Origin of the sequence: Mycobacterium nebraskense (assembly GCF_002102255.1) — a bacterium.
Classification (GTDB): Bacteria; Actinomycetota; Actinomycetes; order Mycobacteriales; family Mycobacteriaceae; genus Mycobacterium; species Mycobacterium nebraskense.
In genome coordinates, this window is sequence record NZ_LQPH01000173.1 from 140,693 (window position 1) to 157,684 (window position 16,992).

14 protein-coding genes and 1 pseudogene are annotated in these 16,992 nt (G+C 66.2%); 8 read left to right on the forward strand and 7 right to left on the reverse strand.

Annotated features, from left to right (window positions below; all coding sequences use genetic code 11):
* Nucleotides 1-30: 30 nt before the first annotated feature.
* From AWC17_RS27900 to AWC17_RS27910, 3 genes are all read left to right on the forward strand, one after another.
* A complete protein-coding gene (locus AWC17_RS27900; RefSeq protein ID WP_046182731.1) occupies nucleotides 31-1,542 on the forward strand; it encodes a flavin-containing monooxygenase in 1,512 nt (503 codons plus the stop codon).
* Nucleotides 1,543-1,612: 70 nt separating this feature from the next.
* Nucleotides 1,613-2,638 (forward strand): NAD(P)H-dependent glycerol-3-phosphate dehydrogenase, encoded by a 1,026-nt coding sequence (locus AWC17_RS27905; RefSeq protein WP_046182730.1) that lies wholly within the window; start codon nucleotides 1,613-1,615, stop codon nucleotides 2,636-2,638.
* Between the two features lie 243 nt (nucleotides 2,639-2,881).
* The gene (locus AWC17_RS27910; protein WP_046182729.1) at nucleotides 2,882-4,435 is read left to right on the forward strand and encodes a SulP family inorganic anion transporter; all 1,554 of its coding nucleotides are present in this window, start codon (nucleotides 2,882-2,884) and stop codon (nucleotides 4,433-4,435) included.
* A 15-nt stretch (nucleotides 4,436-4,450) separates the two neighbouring features.
* Here AWC17_RS27910 and AWC17_RS27915 read toward each other — a convergent pair whose 3' ends face one another.
* The 3 genes from AWC17_RS27915 to grcC1 form a co-directional block, all read right to left on the reverse strand.
* Nucleotides 4,451-4,807 carry a type II toxin-antitoxin system HicB family antitoxin gene (locus AWC17_RS27915; RefSeq protein ID WP_141224840.1) on the reverse strand — a complete coding sequence of 119 codons (357 nt, stop codon included), beginning with the start codon at nucleotides 4,805-4,807 and terminating at the stop codon, nucleotides 4,451-4,453.
* 163 nt (nucleotides 4,808-4,970) lie between these two features.
* Nucleotides 4,971-5,831: a zinc metalloprotease HtpX gene (gene htpX, locus AWC17_RS27920; RefSeq protein WP_046182727.1), complete on the reverse strand. Its 861-nt coding sequence runs from the start codon at nucleotides 5,829-5,831 to the stop codon at nucleotides 4,971-4,973.
* A gap of 86 nt (nucleotides 5,832-5,917) precedes the next feature.
* Nucleotides 5,918-6,934 carry a nonaprenyl/(2E,6E)-farnesyl/geranylgeranyl diphosphat synthase gene (gene grcC1 / locus AWC17_RS27925; protein WP_046182736.1) on the reverse strand — a complete coding sequence of 339 codons (1,017 nt, stop codon included), beginning with the start codon at nucleotides 6,932-6,934 and terminating at the stop codon, nucleotides 5,918-5,920.
* A gap of 22 nt (nucleotides 6,935-6,956) precedes the next feature.
* On the opposite strand from grcC1, the gene menJ reads away from it, so the two are divergent.
* Together menJ and AWC17_RS27935 are read left to right on the forward strand one after the other, a co-directional pair.
* Nucleotides 6,957-8,186 (forward strand): menaquinone reductase, encoded by a 1,230-nt coding sequence (gene menJ / locus AWC17_RS27930; RefSeq protein ID WP_046182726.1) that lies wholly within the window; start codon nucleotides 6,957-6,959, stop codon nucleotides 8,184-8,186.
* A 105-nt stretch (nucleotides 8,187-8,291) separates the two neighbouring features.
* On the forward strand, nucleotides 8,292-8,645 hold the full coding sequence (locus tag AWC17_RS27935; protein ID WP_046182725.1) for a DUF732 domain-containing protein: 354 nt from the start codon (nucleotides 8,292-8,294) through the stop codon (nucleotides 8,643-8,645).
* A 13-nt stretch (nucleotides 8,646-8,658) separates the two neighbouring features.
* Here the strand turns inward: AWC17_RS27935 and AWC17_RS27940 are convergent, their stop codons facing one another.
* Both AWC17_RS27940 and AWC17_RS27945 read right to left on the reverse strand, forming a co-directional pair.
* Nucleotides 8,659-9,351 (reverse strand): demethylmenaquinone methyltransferase, encoded by a 693-nt coding sequence (locus AWC17_RS27940; RefSeq protein WP_046182735.1) that lies wholly within the window; start codon nucleotides 9,349-9,351, stop codon nucleotides 8,659-8,661.
* A 107-nt stretch (nucleotides 9,352-9,458) separates the two neighbouring features.
* Nucleotides 9,459-10,664, reverse strand: a pseudogene (locus tag AWC17_RS27945) (cytochrome P450).
* Between the two features lie 118 nt (nucleotides 10,665-10,782).
* On the opposite strand from AWC17_RS27945, the gene AWC17_RS27950 reads away from it, so the two are divergent.
* Nucleotides 10,783-11,313, forward strand: a complete 531-nt coding sequence (locus tag AWC17_RS27950; protein WP_046182724.1) for a nuclear transport factor 2 family protein — start codon at nucleotides 10,783-10,785, stop codon at nucleotides 11,311-11,313.
* Between the two features lie 29 nt (nucleotides 11,314-11,342).
* On the opposite strand, the gene AWC17_RS27955 is transcribed toward AWC17_RS27950, so the two are convergent.
* The gene (locus tag AWC17_RS27955) at nucleotides 11,343-11,591 is read right to left on the reverse strand and encodes a hypothetical protein (protein ID WP_046182723.1); all 249 of its coding nucleotides are present in this window, start codon (nucleotides 11,589-11,591) and stop codon (nucleotides 11,343-11,345) included.
* A 32-nt stretch (nucleotides 11,592-11,623) separates the two neighbouring features.
* Nucleotides 11,624-14,227, reverse strand: coding sequence for a flavin-containing monooxygenase (locus AWC17_RS27960; RefSeq protein ID WP_082122908.1), 2,604 nt, complete (start codon nucleotides 14,225-14,227; stop codon nucleotides 11,624-11,626).
* Between the two features lie 156 nt (nucleotides 14,228-14,383).
* Here AWC17_RS27960 and AWC17_RS27965 point away from each other — a divergent pair, with 156 nt between their 5' ends.
* Both AWC17_RS27965 and AWC17_RS27970 read left to right on the forward strand, forming a co-directional pair.
* Nucleotides 14,384-14,839 carry a hypothetical protein gene (locus tag AWC17_RS27965; protein ID WP_046182721.1) on the forward strand — a complete coding sequence of 152 codons (456 nt, stop codon included), beginning with the start codon at nucleotides 14,384-14,386 and terminating at the stop codon, nucleotides 14,837-14,839.
* Nucleotides 14,836-16,992, forward strand: coding sequence for a peptidase domain-containing ABC transporter (locus tag AWC17_RS27970; RefSeq protein ID WP_046182720.1), 2,157 nt, complete (start codon nucleotides 14,836-14,838; stop codon nucleotides 16,990-16,992). The genes AWC17_RS27965 and AWC17_RS27970 overlap by 4 nt, the downstream gene beginning before the upstream one ends.

Sequence of the window (16,992 nt, forward strand, 5' to 3'; positions counted from 1 at the left end):
ACCAGTCCCACGATGTGAGCGAGGTTCACGATGACCGTGACTCCCCAGGAAGCCGCCGGCCAGACGCCGACCGAGGCCGACTACTCCGACGTCATCATCGTCGGCGCCGGCATCTCCGGCATCGACGCGGCCTACCGGATCGGCGAGCGCAATCCGCAGCTGACCTACACCATCCTGGAGCGGCGCGCGCAGATCGGCGGCACGTGGGACCTGTTCCGCTACCCCGGGGTGCGCTCGGACAGCAGCATCTTCACGCTGTCCTTCCCGTTCGAGCCGTGGACCCGAAAGGAGGGCGTGGCCGACGGTGTCCACATCCGCGAGTACCTGGCCGCCACCGCGCGCAAGTACGGCATCGATCGCCACATCCGATTCAACAGCTACGTCCGCTCGGCCGACTGGGACTCGTCCGCCGACACCTGGACGGTGACCGTCGAGCAGGACGGGGCGCGGAAGCTTTACCGCGGCCGATTCCTGTTCTTCGGCAGCGGCTACTACAACTACGACGAGGGGTACACCCCCGAGTTCCCGGGCATCGAAACGTTCGGCGGCACCGTGGTGCATCCGCAGCACTGGCCGGAAGACTTGGACTACACCGGCAAGAAGATCGTGGTGATCGGCAGCGGCGCCACCGCGGTCACGCTGCTCCCTTCGCTGTCGGAGCGGGCCGCCAAAGTGACCATGCTGCAACGCTCGCCCACCTATCTCATCTCGGCGTCCAAGTACGGCAAGGTCGCCGCCGTCGCGCGAAAAGTGCTGCCCCGCAACCTGGCTCATCTCGTCGTCCGGATGTACAGCGCGCTGACCGAGGCGGTGTTCTTCGCCCTGTCCCGCAAGGCGCCGGGGTTGGTGCGGTGGCTGCTGCGGCGCAAGGCGATCAGCAGCCTGCCCGAGGGTTACGACGTCGACACCCACTTCAAGCCGCGCTACAACCCGTGGGACCAGCGCATGTGCCTGATCCCCGACGCCGACCTGTATAGCGCCATCGCCGCCGGCCGCGCCGACGTGGTCACCGACCACATCGACCATTTCGACAGAGGCGGTATCGCCCTCAAATCCGGCGGACACCTCGACGCCGACATCATCGTCACCGCCACCGGCCTGCAACTGCAGGCGCTCGGCGGGACCGCGATCAGCCTGGACGGCAACGAGATCAAGACGAATGACCGCTTCGTCTACAAGGCGCACATGCTCGAAGACGTGCCCAACTTGTTCTGGTGCGTCGGCTACACCAACGCGTCGTGGACGCTGCGCGCCGACATCACCGCCCGGGCCACCGCAAAGCTGCTGGCGCACATGACCTCTCACGGCTATACGCACGCCTACCCGCATCGCGGCAACGAGCCGATGACCGAGAAGCCGTCATGGGACATCAACGCCGGCTACGTGCTGCGGTCGGTGCATGCGCTGCCGAAATCGGGAACCAAGCGGCCGTGGAACGTGCGGCAGAACTACCTCGCCGACGCCATCGACTACCGCTTCGACCGCATCGAGGAGGCGATGGTGTTCGGCCGGGCGTCCGACCGGGCACCGCTGGCGGGTTGAGCGTCGCCGGCGCGACCGGAAGTACGTGAACTGCTACTAAATGTGAGGTGTCGGCAATACGCTGATCGCCATGGCAGCTGAGAAGCGCGAACCCAAAGTCGTTGTCCTCGGTGGGGGTTCCTGGGGAACCACGGTGGCGTCCATCTGCGCGCGCCGCGGACCGACGCTGCAGTGGGTTCGCTCGGAGGAGACCGCAAGCGACATCAACGAGAAGCACCGCAACAGCCGCTATCTCGGCAACGACGTGGTGTTGAGCGACACCTTGCGCGCCACCACCGACTTCGCCGAGGCGGCGAACTCCGCCGACGTCGTGGTGATGGGCGTTCCCTCGCATGGCTTCCGGGGCGTGCTGACCGAGCTGGCCAAGGAACTGCGGCCATGGGTGCCGGTGGTGTCACTGGTCAAGGGGCTCGAGCAGGGCACCAACATGCGGATGTCGCAGATCATCGAGGAGATACTGCCCGGCCATCCGGCGGGCATCCTGGCGGGGCCCAACATCGCGCGCGAGGTCGGCGAGGGCTACGCCGCCGCGGCGGTGCTGGCCATGCCCGACCAGCATCTGGCGACCCGGCTGTCGGGATTGTTCCGCACCCGGCGTTTCCGCGTGTACACCACCGACGACGTCATCGGGGTGGAGATGGCCGGCGCGCTGAAAAACGTCTACGCCATCTCGGTAGGCATGGGCTACTCCCTGGGCATCGGGGAAAACACCCGCGCGCTGGTGATCGCCCGCGCGCTGCGTGAGATGACGAAGCTCGGCGTCGCCCTGGGCGGCAACCCCGATACCTTCCCCGGACTGGCCGGCCTGGGCGATCTCATCGTGACCTGCACCAGCCAGCGCAGCCGCAACCGCCACGTGGGTGAACAGCTGGGCGCCGGCAAGCCGATCGACGAGATCATCGCTTCCATGAACCAGGTTGCCGAGGGCGTCAAAGCCGCCAGCGTGATCATGGAGTTCGCCAACGAGTTCGGTCTGAGCATGCCGATCGCCCGCGAGGTAGACGCGGTGATCAACCACGGATCGTCCGTCGAGCAGGCCTATCGCGGCCTGATCGCCGAGGTCCCGGGCCACGAGGTCTACGGTTCGGGGTTCTGACCTGGCCGTCTGCCGCCGCGGAATTCAAATCTTTGCATTCCATATGGGCCGGGCCCGTCCGCTTGACCGGGGTTTGCCAGCAAAATACCGTCTATGAGGCAGCCAGGGATTCCCGGCCATGCCCCTGTGGGTACGGCCGGGTCGTAACCGTTTGTGCGCCAAGAGTTTACGCCGACGTAATACAGCGCAATAGGGGCGGATATCGGAACATCCCCCGCAAACACCTAACGAGGGACGCGACCGATGCAACACATCGAACAGCTCGGCAATCAACCTCACGTCAAGGGCAAAGACTCACGCAAGGACCGGGTCCGATCGATCATCCGGCACGACCTGCCTGCGTCGCTTGTCGTTTTCCTGGTCGCGCTCCCGTTGTCCTTGGGGATCGCGATCGCTTCCAACGCACCGGTGCTCGCCGGCCTCATCGCCGCGATCGTCGGGGGCATCGTCGTCGGCGCCATCGGCGGGTCGCCGCTGCAGGTCAGCGGCCCGGCGGCCGGGCTGACAGTCGTGGTCGCCGACTTGATCTCCGACTTCGGTTGGGGCGTAACCTGTTTGATCACCGTCGCCGCGGGCGTCCTGCAGGTGCTGTTGGGACTCAGCCGCGTCGCGCGGGCGGTCCTGGCGATCTCACCGGTGGTCGTGCACGCCATGCTGGCCGGCATCGGCATCACGATCGCGCTGCAGCAAGCGCACGTGTTGCTGGGCGGAAAATCCAAGAGCACGGCCTGGCACAACCTCATCGGGCTGCCGGGTCAGATCATCGGCGCGCATCGGCCCGGGGTCATCCTCGGCGTACTTGTGATCGTCATCCTCGTCGCCTGGCGGTGGGTTCCCGCCAAGGTGCGCCGCATTCCGGGCCCATTGGTCGCCATCGTGGCGGTGACCCTGATTTCGGTCGTCTTTCCCTTCCATGTGCGCCGGATCGACCTCGAGGGGTCACCGCTGGACGCGTTGCAGCTGCCCGACATCCCGCACGGCAACTGGGGTGCGGTTGCGATCGGGGTGATCACGGTCGCGCTCATCGCGAGCGTCGAGAGCCTGCTGTCAGCGGTGTCGGTCGACCGGATGCACAACGGGCCGCGCACCGACTTCGACCGGGAGTTGGTCGGACAGGGCACCGCCAACATCGTGTCGGGCAGCATCGGCGGGCTGCCGATCACCGGTGTCATCGTCCGTAGCTCAACCAACGTCAACGCGGGTGCCAAATCGCGCGCCTCGGCCTTTTTGCACGGCTTGTGGATCCTGTTGTTCACCATCCCGTTCGCCGAGCTGGTCGAGGAGATCCCCACTGCCGCACTTGCCGGGCTGCTCATCGTCATCGGCGTTCAGCTGCTCAAGCCCGCCCACGTCGAAACCGCGATGAAGCACGGCGATCTCGCCGTCTACGTCGTGACCGCGGTCAGCGTCGTCTTCCTCAACCTGCTGCACGGGGTGCTGATCGGGCTCGCGCTGGCCATCGCGCTGACCGGTTGGCGGGTGATCCGGGCCAGGGTCGAGGCCAAGCCCGTCGACAACGAGTGGCAAGTGGTCATCGAGGGTGCGGCGTGCACGTTCCTGGCGCTCCCGCGGCTCACGCGCGTGCTGGCATCAATCCCCGCCGGAACCGTTGTCACCGTTGATGTTTCGGTGCACTACCTGGATCACGCGGCGCATCAGGCGATCAGCGACTGGCAGCGCCAGCACGAGGCGAACGGCGGCACGGTCCGCATCCAGGGAAGGTTCGAGACGGGGCATTCCGCTCGCAAGAACGCAAGTGAGCACATCGAACCCGAAAGGCCCGAGGCCGCTGCTTGATTGAGGGCCGGCCGCCTAGTCGAACCCGGAGAGCCCGAAGGTGCTGCTCGGCACCCTGCCGCTGAGCTTCTGAACTATCCACTGGTTCATCGGCACGCCCTGCTCGGTGGCTTCCAGCGCGAGGCGGGCATGCAGCTCCGGCGACGTTCTGACGATGAATTTCCCGCTATAGCGGCGTTCGGAAAGCGGTTCTGGAGCTGACTCTCCGGAGGCACGCAGGACCTCCACGTGCTCCTGGACGGCCTCCTCAATGGCGGCCACGGCTTGTGGGGCGGTCGGCGCTTCGCGCCTCATGTAGGGCAATTCGATACACACGCCCAGGTACTCGTTGTAGTCGGGCAACCACTGGGCGCGATAGGTGTAGCGCATCACGCGGGATTTGATAGCACGGGCGACACCAAAATCGGGAGTCACTCATCCCCAGGGACGCGCGGCCCTCCGGACCATATGGCTCGCGCCGAATTTGATAGCGCGGGCGATATCAAAATCGGCAACGCACACATCCTTGCAGAGAGCGCCGATAGCGGGGGAATACCTAACCCCGCGCCATCGCCTCCAGCCGGCGGATACGGTCCTCGATCGGCGGGTGCGTCGAGAACAGCGACCCGATTCGCTCGCCCGCGCGGAACGGGTTGGCGATCATCAGGTGCGCCTGGCTGGCCAGCTGCGGCTCCGGCGGCAGCGGGGCGGCCTGAACACCGCCCGAGATCTTGCGCAGGGCCGATGCCAGGGCCAGCGGGTCGCCGGTCAACAACGCGCCCGATTCGTCCGCCTGGTACTCACGCGACCGGGACACCGCCAACCGCACCACTGTGGCGGCGATCGGGCCCAACAACGAAACCAGCAGCAGCGCAAAGGGATTCTCGCCGTCCCGGTTACCGCCGAACATGCCCGCCCACATGGCCATGTTGGCCAGGGCGGTGATGATCGACGCCATCGCGCCGGCGATGCAGGAAATCAGGATGTCGCGGTTGTAGACGTGGGACAGCTCGTGTCCCAGCACCGCGCGCAGCTCACGCTCATTGAGGATCTCCAAAATGCCGGTGGTGCAGCACACGGCGGCATTGCGTGGGTTGCGGCCGGTCGCGAACGCATTGGGCGCGTTGGTGTCGCTGATGTAGAGCCGGGGCATCGGCTGGTGCGCGGTGGTGGCGAGCTCACGCACGATCCGGTACATCATTGGCGCCTGCAGTTCGGACACCGGTTGTGCGTGCATCGCCCGCAGCGCGAGCTTGTCGCTGTTGTAGTACGTGTAGATATTCATCCCGACGGCGAACAGCACCGCCAGGAACATGGCGGTCCTGCCGAACAGCGAGCCGACAAACACGATCAACGCGGACATACCGACCAACAGGACGAAGGTCTTGGCCCTGTTGGCATGGGGATGCCAGGTCATCGGTGTCCCTCCTACGCGAACACTCAGGAATTGGCTACTACAGCCAATTGAACGCCCGAGATGGCCCGTTGGGTTCCGCAGGGTTTCTAGCCGTGCCGGCTGATGGTGTAGTCGACCAGCGTTTGCAGCGCGTACCGGCCAGGGACGTCGGGCAAAAGGGCCAGCTCGTCGCGTGCCTGGGCCGCATATTCCGCCAACGTGCGCTTGGCCTTCGCCATGCCCGGGGACACCCGCAACAGCGCCAACGCCTCGGCCACCGCCGCGTCGTCGTCGATGGGCCCGGCCAGCAGCTCGCGCAGCCGCGCGGCGCCGGGCCCCGGGTCCCGCAGGGCGTAGACCATCGGCAGGGTGTGCACACCCTCGCGGACGTCGGTGCCGGGCAGCTTGCCGGACTCGTGCGAGTCGCTGTCGATGTCGATGATGTCGTCGGAGATCTGGAAGGCGGTGCCCACGATGCCGCCAAGACGGCTGAGCCGCTCGACCTGCTCGGCGTCGGCGCCCGAGAACATGGCGCCGAACCGGCCCGCCGCGGCGATCAGGCAGGCGGTCTTCTCGTAGACCACCTTCAGGTAGTGCTCGATCGGGTCCGCCCCTTCGGCCGCTCCCGTCAGGCCACGCGTCTCGCGCATCTGCCCCGTCACCAGCTGGGCGAACGTCTCGGCGATCAGCCGCACCGCCTCCGGCCCCAGCCGCGACACCAGCCGCGACGCCGTGGCAAACAAGTAGTCCCCGGCGAGGATCGCGACGTTGTTCCCCCAGCGGACGTTCGCGGTGGGCGCGCCGCGGCGGACCTCCGCCTCGTCCATGACGTCATCGTGGTAGAGCGTGGCCAGGTGCACCAGCTCGATGACCGCGCCGGCGATGGTCACCTCGTGCGCGCCGGGGTTCGGTCCGATCTGGGCGGACAGCACGGTGAACAGCGGCCGGAATCGCTTGCCCCCGGCCTTGAACAGGTGCGTCAGCGAGTCGGTCATCACGTCGTCGGCGCTGCGCAGCTCGGTGTCCATGAGCTGCTCGATTCGCCCAACACCGTCGCGCACGGTCGCCGCGAAGGCGGCGTCGCCGAAGTCAACGCCCGCCACCACCGTCGCCGGAGTCCTCACGCGAACAAACATACTGGTGTACATGGAGAGGGGAGCGACCCGAGCCGACCTGGTGGTCGTGGGCGCCGGACCTGCCGGTTCGGCGGCCGCCGCATGGGCCGCGCGCGCGGGCAACGACGTGCTGGTCATCGACTCCGCCAGCTTTCCCCGGGACAAGGCGTGCGGTGACGGGCTGACCCCGCGGGCGGTCGCCGAGTGTGAACGCCTCGGACTGGGCGATTGGCTGGACACCCGCATCAGGCATCGGGGCTTGCGGATGAGCGGGTTCGGCGGCGAGGTGGAGGTCGACTGGCCGGGCCCGTCGTTTCCCTCGACCGGCAGCGCGGTGGCCCGACTGGAGTTGGACGACCGGATCCGCAAGGTCGCCGAGGATTCCGGGGCGCGCATGATGTTGGGGACGAAAGCCGTTGCGGTGCATCATGACGCGTCCAGACGAGTGGTATCGCTGACGTTGGCCGACGGCACGGAGGTGGGTTGCCGGCAGTTGATCGTGGCCGACGGGGCCAGGTCCTCGCTGGGCCGCAAACTGGGCCGGCGTTGGCATCAGGAGACGGTGTACGGCGTCGCGGCCCGTGGGTATCTGGCCACTCCTCGCGCCGAAGACCCGTGGCTGACGTCGCATCTTGAGCTGCGCTCCCCCGACGGCGCGGTGTTGCCCGGCTACGGCTGGATCTTCCCGCTCGGCAACGGCGAGGTGAACATCGGCGTCGGGGCATTGTCGACGTCGAAACGGCCCGCCGATCTGGCGCTGCGACCGCTGATCAACTACTACACCGACCTGCACCGCGACGAGTGGGGCTTCACCGGGCCGCCGCGGGCCGTGTCATCGGCGCTGCTGCCGATGGGCGGCGCGGTGTCCGGGGTGGCCGGACCCAACTGGATCCTGATCGGCGACGCCGCGGCCTGCGTCAACCCCTTGAACGGCGAGGGCATCGACTACGGGCTGGAGACGGGTCGGCTGGCCGCCGAGCTGCTGGATCGCCGCGACCTGTCGCAGGTGTGGCCGTCGCTGCTGCAGCAGCACTACGGCCGGGGGTTCTCGGTCGCGCGCAGGCTGGCCTTGCTACTGACCTTTCAGCGTTTCTTGCCCGCGACGGGACCGATCGCGATGCGCTCCCCGAGGCTGATGACGATCGCCGTGCGGGTGATGGCCAACTTGGTGACCGACGACGACGCCGACTGGGTGGCGCGAGCCTGGCGGGGGGGCGGGCGGCTGTCCCGGCTGCTCGATCGGCGAGTGCCGTTCAGCTGACACGACTGAGCACCGCCATTGACGTGCGCAAACGAGCCTACCGGCCTGGTTGCGGCGGTTGGGAATTTTCCGCGCGCCCCGGATGAGAGGTGTATAGTCCGGCTAATGAGGGGAACGAAGCTGGCTACTATTGGCGGGCTGGCCGCCGCCGCCATCGCGCTGGCTGCGCCAGCGCTGGCCTCGCCGCCGCCGTCCAGCGACTACGACGCGCCGTTCAAGAACACCGTCAACGGCTTCGGCATCTACCAGCCGCAGGACCAGCTCGCGTGGCTGGGCAAGATCACCTGCGAGCGGATCGGCAGGGGCGTGGACGGCGACCCGTACAAGTCGGCCAACTTCATTCAGCACAACCTGCCGCGGGGCACCACCCAGGGCCAGGCGTTCCAATTCCTCGGTGCCGCGGTTGACCACTACTGCCCCGACCAGGTCGGCTTCGTGCAGCGCGCGGGCGCTCACTAGGTCTGGGTCGTTCTCAACGCAGGGGCTTGTATCCCGCGTGTAAGGCGACGATGCCGCCGGTCAGGTTGCGCCACCGCACCGCCGCCCATCCGGCGCGTGAGATCTCGTGCGCCAGGCTCGCCTGGTCGGGCCACGCCCTGATCGACTCCGCGAGATAGACGTAGGCGTCGGGGTTGCTGGACACCGCGCGCGCCACCCGCGGCAGCGCCCGCATCAAGTACTCCTTGTAGGCAGTGGCGAACAGCGCGTTGGTGGGCGTGGAGAATTCGCACACCACCAATCGGCCACCCGGCCGGGTGACGCGCGCCATCTCGCGCAGCGCCGCCTGGGGATTGACGACGTTGCGCAACCCGAAACTGATTGTGACAGCGTCGAATACGTCGTCGCCGAACGGCAGCCGGGTTGCGTCGGCGCCGACTTTCGGCACGTTGCGCGCGGCACCCGCCGCGAGCATCCCGACCGAGAAATCGGCTGCCACGCACCACGCCCCCGATTTCCTCAACTCGACGGTGGATACCGCGGTGCCCGCGGCCAGGTCCAGCACCCGCTGGCCGGGTCCGATCGCCAGCGCCGACCGAGTGGCTTTCCGCCAGTACCGATCCTGTCCCAGTGACAGCACGGTGTTGGTCACGTCATAGCGCCGGGCGACGCCGTCGAACATCGACGCGACATCCCGGGGGTCCTTGTCCAAGGCCGCGCGACTCACGATCAAGACGCTACCGCCTGGCGACAACGCGGCCTGCGGAGCGGTGGCGAACTCACACGTGAGGCAGCCGACAAATCAACTGTTGCTCAGGGCAGCTTGTCGGGGATCTATCGACATATCCTGACCGGCACGTTGGCGTAACCGTTGACATTGGTCATGGACACCCGCCGGAGCTTGTCCGTGGCGACTTCAAACCAGGGCAGAAGGTCAAGCAAGTGGTCGAGGGCGATCTTGCTTTCCATCCGGGCCAAGGCCGCGCCGAGACAGCTGTGAATGCCATAACCAAATCCGAGGTTCTGCGCTTCGGCACGGTCCCGGTTGATATTGAAGGTGTCGGGATCGGCAAAGGCCCGTTCATCGCGATTCGCTGAAGCGGGAAGCAGCATCACCGGCTTATGCGCGGGGATTGTGACACCGTGCAGCTGCACCTCTTTGAGGCTATAGCGGCAGTCGTACTGCACCGGGCCGTCGAAGCGCAGCACCTCCTCGACAGCGTCTGAGATCTTGGTGCGGTCGGCGCGAAGTTGCTTCCATTAGTCTTGATGCTGCGCAAGAATCACCATCGCACTTCCAACGAGCTTGGTGACGGTCTCTGCGCCCGCGCCGCCCAGCAACATACAAAAGCCGACGATCTCGACGTCGTCGAGTTTGGTTTGGCTACCGTCGTCGCGGTCCACTTCCGCAGCGAGCAGCGCGCTGATCATGTCGTCGCGGGGTTCAACGCGGCGTTGTTGAATGAGGTCGTAGTACAGGAGGCTGTTTTTCGTAATCGCGTCCTTTCCCGCCTCGGTGATCGCAGTTGTACCCGCTTCGCGCCCCATCACCAGATCCTGGTAGTGCCTTACGGATTGGCGGTCCTCCTCCGGCACCCCGAGCATCGTGGTGATCACCTCGACTGGGAAATAGGCGGAGAAGTCGGCGACCACGTCGAACGTGTTGGGGTCGAGATTGGAGAAATACCGTTCGATCGTCGCGCGGACGATCGGCTCCTGCGCCAGGACGGCTCGCGGCGTAAAGACTTTGTTGACCAGACCACGCATCCGACGATGCGCCGGTGGGTCCAGGAATTGGACCAACGGTTCCTTGACGACTTCGCCGGTCGAGACCTGGTCCAACGTGACTCCCCTTGCGGACGAGTACGTCTCGAAATCCTTGAATGCCGCTGCGACGTCTTCGTGGCGACTCAACGCATAAAAGTTGAGCTGCTCGCTGTGGTACACCGGCGCTTCATCACGCAGCCGCCGATAGATCGGGTAAGGGTCGTCGAAGAACTCCGCAGAGAACGGGTCGAATGCCACCGTCGAGGTGTTCATCGGCACATCATCTACTACACAGCGCCTAGCCGGACGGTAATCGCCGCGTCAACGCGAGGGCCCCAAGTCCGGCACCGATTGCCCGCTCGGCGCGAATTCTTCAGCGCTATATTGACGAATGGCCAAAACGGGGCAGCAAACGGCGATCGATCCGGCCGAGATGCGCGATCTGCTCGACCGGCAGGCGATCACAGAGCAGATCTACCGCTATTGCCGCGCAGTGGATCGGCTAGACATTCCGCTGGGGCACTCGGTATTTCACGAGGACGCGACAGTCGACTACGGCGATTCGCTGTACCGGGGCGACGGACGCGGTGTGATCGATTTCATCTGCGCCGCGCATCTGTTGGCCCTCAGCCATTCACATCAGGTCTGCAACAGCATCATCGCCCTGGACGGCGACCGCGCGGGCAGTGAAACGTATTTCCATTCCGCGACACGGTTGATGCAGGACGACAAGGTCATGCAGATCAGGGTTTGGGGCCGCTACCTCGACGAGTGGTCGCGGCGGGATGGACAGTGGCGCATCGACAAACGTCTGACTTTGTTCGACTTCGACGAAATCCGGGAAGTCACCGAGATGGTCCCGCGCAACGACGGCAGGCGCGACCGCACCGATCCCTCATACGCCGTGCTGAAAAGCCTGTGACCCCACTGTTGGGGCACCACTCGCCGTGACTATCGCGCCGTGCGGATGACGAACGCGTCTATGCTCTCGTCATAGTCGACCGATTCATCCACGAACAGTTCGCCAACCGAGTGACCGTCCTCAGCGACTGCAATGAAAGTCGCTTCCTCCGGGTCATAAGTCACCGACCCTTGCACGAACATCGCTGCGACCTCGTGCCCATCGGCCCCGAATATCACAAGCTTCAATCCTCCCGCATCCTTGACGTACTCCGCCGCTTCCGCACGCGTCGTGACCATCCTTGCCGAATCCTTTCTGTGCTGCTCAGCCGTTACGGCGCTGGCTGCGAAACCCTTGTCTCCGCGAAGAATCGGCGCAGGGCGTCCGCCATCTGCGCGCGTACCGGTGCGCCTGAGATGACCACGTCGACCATCGCCAGCGACTGGTGGGTGTGGCCGCGCGCGCAGACATACTTCGTCGGGACGCCGGCCGCTTTGAGCGCGGCGGCGTACGCCTCGCCGTCGTCACGCACGGGATCGAACTCCGCCGTGACGACGATCGCCGGCGGCAGCCCGGACAGATCGGCGGCAAGCAAGGGCGCGAAGCGGGGATCACTGCGATCCGCCACGTCGATGTAGTGGTCGTAGAACCACTGCATCAAAGGCGTCGTCAGCCCATAGCCGTCCGCATTCTCGGCGAAGGATGCGCGCGCCGTATCGCCGGACGTGCACGGCGCCAACAACACCTGCCCGACGATGTTCGGTCCGCCCAGGTCCCGCGCTAGCTGGCATACCACCGCCGCGATCCCGCCGCCCGCACTCCAGCCGCACACCGCGAGCTCCCCCGGTATGCCGCCGAGCGCCCGGGCGTTGTCGGCGACCCACCGCACCGCGGCCATGCCGTCATCGACCGCCGCAGGGAAGCGGTGCTCGGGCGCATGCCGGTAGTCCACCGAGATGAGCGCCGCGCCGCTGCGCACGCAAAGGTCCCGGCACAGCGGATCATCCGAGATGGCCTCGCCCAGAACATAGCCGCCGCCATGGAAATACACGACGATCGGGTGCGGGCCCGGGGTCGGCGGCCGGTAAAGCCGGTATGCCAAATCGCCTGCGGCGCCTGGCAGCACACCGTCGACGATCTCGCCGACGTCCGGTCCCGGCGGCAGAGCCTCTAACATCTGCGCGTAGAACGCACGGGCATCCGCCACGGGCATCGATTCCATCGGCGGCAGATCCAGCGCCGCCGCCTCCATGAGGACCATCTCGACGTCCGGTTGCAACCGGCGCACCACTCCGTCGGTGCACCGCGACCCGTCGGGACCAGACAGCCGGAAGCCCAAGTAATCGCGGGCGACCACCTCGTCGCAGCTGAGGTGATAGAAGTCGACGCCCGCGCAGTAGGGCAGGAAAACCCGTGGCTTGCCCGGCACATTGGCGCCCATGTACCAGGAGTTCGCGGCCGGGTAGAGGGTGATGTCGGCGCAGTCGTTGACGTGTTGAGTCCACCCGGCCTCGGCCATCTCGGTGGGCTCGATGACATCGAAGCCGCCCGCACTCAGGTAACCGAGGCAATCGAGCACCCAATCCGCATGCGTTTCGATCGACACGGCCATATTCGACAGCACCGAGGGACTCCCAGGACCGGTGATGAAAAACAGATTGGGAAAGCCGACCGTGGTCAACCCGAGGTAAGTCTGCGGCCCGTTCGCCCATTTGTCCTTCAGCGACAAGTCGTTACGGCCCCTGAAGTCGACGGCCGTTATCGCACCCGTCACGGCGTCGAAACCGGTGGCGAAGACGATCGCGTCGAAGGTGCACGACTCGTCGGCGGTATCGATGCCGGTTTCCGTGACCTGTCGGATCGGATGTTTCCGGACGTTTACCAGGCGCACGTGCGGCAGGTTGTAAGTGGCGTAATAGTTCGTGTCCAGGCAGGGCCGTTTCGTCCCGATGGGGTGATCGGTTGGGCACAGATCGGCCGCCGTCTGAGGATCGTCGACGATGGAGCGGATCTTGTTCCGGAAGAACTCGGCGAACTCGTGGTTGGCCGCGGGATTGCTCAACACGTCGGCGAAAACAGTGAACGTGTCGAACAGCAGGCCACCCTCCCACGCGCGCTCAAAGCGTTCTTGTCGTTCGGACTCCGAGACGCTGAATGTCGGGACGATGCTGCGTTCCCCTGGAATGCCGCCCCACGACACCCGCGCCGCCGCGCGGTATTCCGACTCATTCGCGAGTTGCGCGAGCTTCTCGGGCGACAACGGACCATTGCGCGCCGGGATCGAAAAATTCGGCGTGCGCTGAAACACCACCAGCTCTCGCGCTTCCTGGGCGATGACCGGAATCGATTGAACGCCAGAAGAACCCGTGCCGATCACTGCCACCCGCTTACCCGTGAAATCGACCCGCTCGTGTGGCCAGCGGTTGGTGAAGTAGACCTCACCGGCGAACCGCTCGAGTCCGTCGATCTCGGCCGGCTTGGGCATGGAGAGACAGCCCGTGGCCATCACGACGAAACGCGAGGTGACGTCGCCGCCGTCTGTCCGCACACGCCATAGCGACGCATCGTCGTCCCAGCGTGCCTGCTGGACCCGCGTCGAGAAGGTGATGTGGCGGCGCAGGTCGTGCTTGTCGGCGACATGGTTCAGATAACGCAGGATCTCCGGCTGGGTGGCGTACTTCTCCGACCACTGCCAGTCACGCCGCCAGTCGGGATCGAAGCTGAACATGTAGTCGACGCTCGGCACGTCGACCCGGGCGCCCGGATACCGGTTCCAGTACCACGTGCCGCCGATGTCGTCGGCCGCCTCGAATACGCGAAATCGATATCCGGCGCGGCTGAGGCGATAGGCGAGATAGAGGCCTGCGATACCTGCGCCCACTACGACGACGTCGACGTCCGGCGTCGGTCGGTCTGTCCCGGCTGTATCGGTCATCATCCGATCATCACGCCATGGCGACCGGCTGTCATGGATACCGCACTACTTGGTTCGCTACCGAGCATCCCCGAAATGTGTCACCGTTTCGCGCCGCTGGAGCTCCTACCCGTGAGAGTGGCCCTTCTGGGACCGACCGGCAGGTAGGAGCGACGGATGAAAACCGAGCGAAATGGCGACGACGGCGAGATCCATCACGAGTCAGTGTTTCGTGAGCGATGGCGCGACCGCCAGTCCGCGGCGAGCCGCCCCGGTGAACTGATCAAGCAGCAGGAGCGGACCGAGGCGGGACTCGTCATGCTCGGTGTGCTGTTGGCAGCCGGCGCTCTGACCGCCGGCACGGTCAGCATTGCGCAGACCGAGGCGCTGCCGGCCGTCACGCAAGGCATGACTGTCACGGCGAGCCGTGGCGGCGGCATACCACCTGCCCGGGGTGCTGCCGTCCAATTTCGGGATGCTTCCGGCACAACGCACGGCGCGGTCGTCGTCGACGTGACCGCGACCGAGGTGAAGGCCGAGTTGGACCGGCCCGTTTCGGCGCCGTCCGGTGAACTTGTTGTTCCACAGGGACGGCAGCGGCTGATCAGCACGTTGCTGCCGAGGCTCCGGTGAAGGGGCGCGGGCGCGCGATCCCGTATATCGCGCAGGCCGAGATGGCCGACTGCGGTGCAGCTGCGCTTGCCATGGCGCTCGGCTACCACGGCCGCCACGTTTCGCTTGCCGAGACGCACGAGGCCACCGGGACCGGGCGCGACGGTGTCGACGCCTTGCGCCTTGCCGAAGCCGCGTCCTCGTTCGGGTTGCGTGCCCGCGGGGTGGCCACCGAACTCGATGATCTGCGGGCCCTGCCTCGTGGCACCGTATTACATTGGGGTGCTGCGCATTTCGTCGTTATCGACTCGACATCGCGGCGTGGTGTGACCATTGTCGATCCGGCCGCCGGTCGCTACCGGCTCAGCTGGGACGCGGTCAACGATCTCTACAGCGGCGTCGCGATCATGCTGGAGCCCAGCGACAGTTTCGCGACGGGCGGACGGAGAGCCCCCGGCGCGCTCCATCACGCGCGGCGCCTGCTGGCCCGATCGAACGGAATCGCCCACGTGCTGGCCACTTCGGTGGTGGTGCGGGTGATGGCGCTGGCGGTGCCGGTGCTGACCGGCGTGATTGTCGATCGGGTTGTGCCCAACGACGACAGCCACTTGCTGAAAGTGCTGGCCGCGGTGATGGCCGCGCTGATCGTCTATTCGGTGCTCGCGACGTATCTGCGCGCGCACTTGCTGTTGCGGCTGCGCAGCCGCCTGGACGTCGACATGACGCTCGACTTCCTCGAGCACCTGGTGGACCTGCCGTACGCGTTCTTCCTGAAGCGCGCTTCGGGAGACCTGATGATGCGACTGCGCAGCAACGCCACGGTCCGCGAGATCCTGACCACGGGCACCATCTCCGCGCTGCTCGACGGCACGCTGGCCACCCTCTATCTGGTTGTCATATTCGCCCTGTCGCCGGCTCTGGGACTTCTCGTCTCCGCGCTGGGCGCCGCCCAGGTCGCCGTTCTGCTGGCGGCGCGCCGCCGCAACCAACACCTGATGGGCGAAGCACTGGCCACCGAAGCCCGCTCCCAGTCCTATGCCTACGAGATGTTCTCCGCCGTCGAAACGCTCAAGGCGGCCGGCGCAGAGCGTCGCGCGGTGTCGCACTGGACCAACCTGTTCATCGCCGAACTGAACGTCTCGCTGCGCCGCGGGCGCCTCGAGGCCTTGGTGTCGACCGCAATCCACGGCCTGGCGCTGTTGTCCCCCATCGCGGTGCTGCTGGTCGGCGCCGACCTGACGTCCAGCGGAAAGCTCTCGCTGGGCACCATGCTTGCCCTGGCTGCGCTGGCGACGGGATTCCTTGAGCCACTTGGCATCTTGGTCGCCACCGCGCTGCAGGTGCAGCTGCTCGGCAGCTACCTGGCCCGCCTTGACGACGTGTTCAACACCCCCACCGAAACGGCGGGGCGCGAGCTACGACATGCACCCGAACTCACCGGATCGGTACGCGCCGAGCGGCTCACCTTCCGCTACACCCCCCACGGCCCACCGGTCGTCGATGGCGCCAGCCTCGAGGTGCAGCCGGGACAGGTCCTGGCCATCGTGGGGCGTTCCGGCTCGGGCAAATCCACGCTGGGCCGGCTGCTGCTGGGCCTCTACTCGCCCTCGGAGGGACGCGTCCTGCTCGACGACGTGGACCTCGCCACCCTGCACCCGCGCAGCGTGCGCTCCCAAATCGGAGTGGTGACCCAGGATCCCTACATCTTCGGGCTGCCGATTCGCGACAACCTGGTGCTGGGCAACCCCAGCCTGCCGCTGGACCGGCTCGAGTCGGCAGCAGAGCTGGCCGGCGTCGCCGAGGACATCCGTGCGATGCCAATGGGTTTCGACACACCGCTCGTCGACGCGGGCGCCTCGCTGTCGGGCGGTCAACGCCAACGGCTTGCCCTGGCACGTGCGCTCGCCCCCCGGCCACGGATCCTGTTGCTCGACGAAGCGACCAGCAGTCTCGACACCGTCACCGAGGCCAACGTCCACGCCAACATCGCCGCGCTCGGATGCACAGTCATCGTGATCGCACATCGACTGGCCACCGTGATCGACGCCGACCACATCGTGGTGATGGACGCGGGCCGGGTCGTCGAGGCGGGCCGCCACCACGAACTGATGGCCGCGGGCGGTCATTACGCACAACTCGTAGCCGGACAACTCGTCGGCGAAACAACCCATTAG

What these genes read in the sequence shown, in the direction of transcription:
- AWC17_RS27935 (WP_046182725.1), top strand. Translation starts at nt 8,292, where the DNA reads ATGAGGGGAACGAAGCTGGCTACTATTGGCGGGCTGGCCGCCGCCGCC.
- AWC17_RS27910 (WP_046182729.1), top strand. Translation starts at nt 2,882, where the DNA reads ATGCAACACATCGAACAGCTCGGCAATCAACCTCACGTCAAGGGCAAA.
- htpX (WP_046182727.1), bottom strand. Translation starts at nt 5,831, where the DNA reads ATGACCTGGCATCCCCATGCCAACAGGGCCAAGACCTTCGTCCTGTTG.
- AWC17_RS27950 (WP_046182724.1), top strand. Translation starts at nt 10,783, where the DNA reads ATGGCCAAAACGGGGCAGCAAACGGCGATCGATCCGGCCGAGATGCGC.
- AWC17_RS27965 (WP_046182721.1), top strand. Translation starts at nt 14,384, where the DNA reads ATGAAAACCGAGCGAAATGGCGACGACGGCGAGATCCATCACGAGTCA.
- AWC17_RS27955 (WP_046182723.1), bottom strand. Translation starts at nt 11,591, where the DNA reads ATGGTCACGACGCGTGCGGAAGCGGCGGAGTACGTCAAGGATGCGGGA.
- AWC17_RS27905 (WP_046182730.1), top strand. Translation starts at nt 1,613, where the DNA reads ATGGCAGCTGAGAAGCGCGAACCCAAAGTCGTTGTCCTCGGTGGGGGT.
- menJ (WP_046182726.1), top strand. Translation starts at nt 6,957, where the DNA reads ATGGAGAGGGGAGCGACCCGAGCCGACCTGGTGGTCGTGGGCGCCGGA.
- AWC17_RS27960 (WP_082122908.1), bottom strand. Translation starts at nt 14,227, where the DNA reads ATGACCGATACAGCCGGGACAGACCGACCGACGCCGGACGTCGACGTC.
- AWC17_RS27900 (WP_046182731.1), top strand. Translation starts at nt 31, where the DNA reads ATGACCGTGACTCCCCAGGAAGCCGCCGGCCAGACGCCGACCGAGGCC.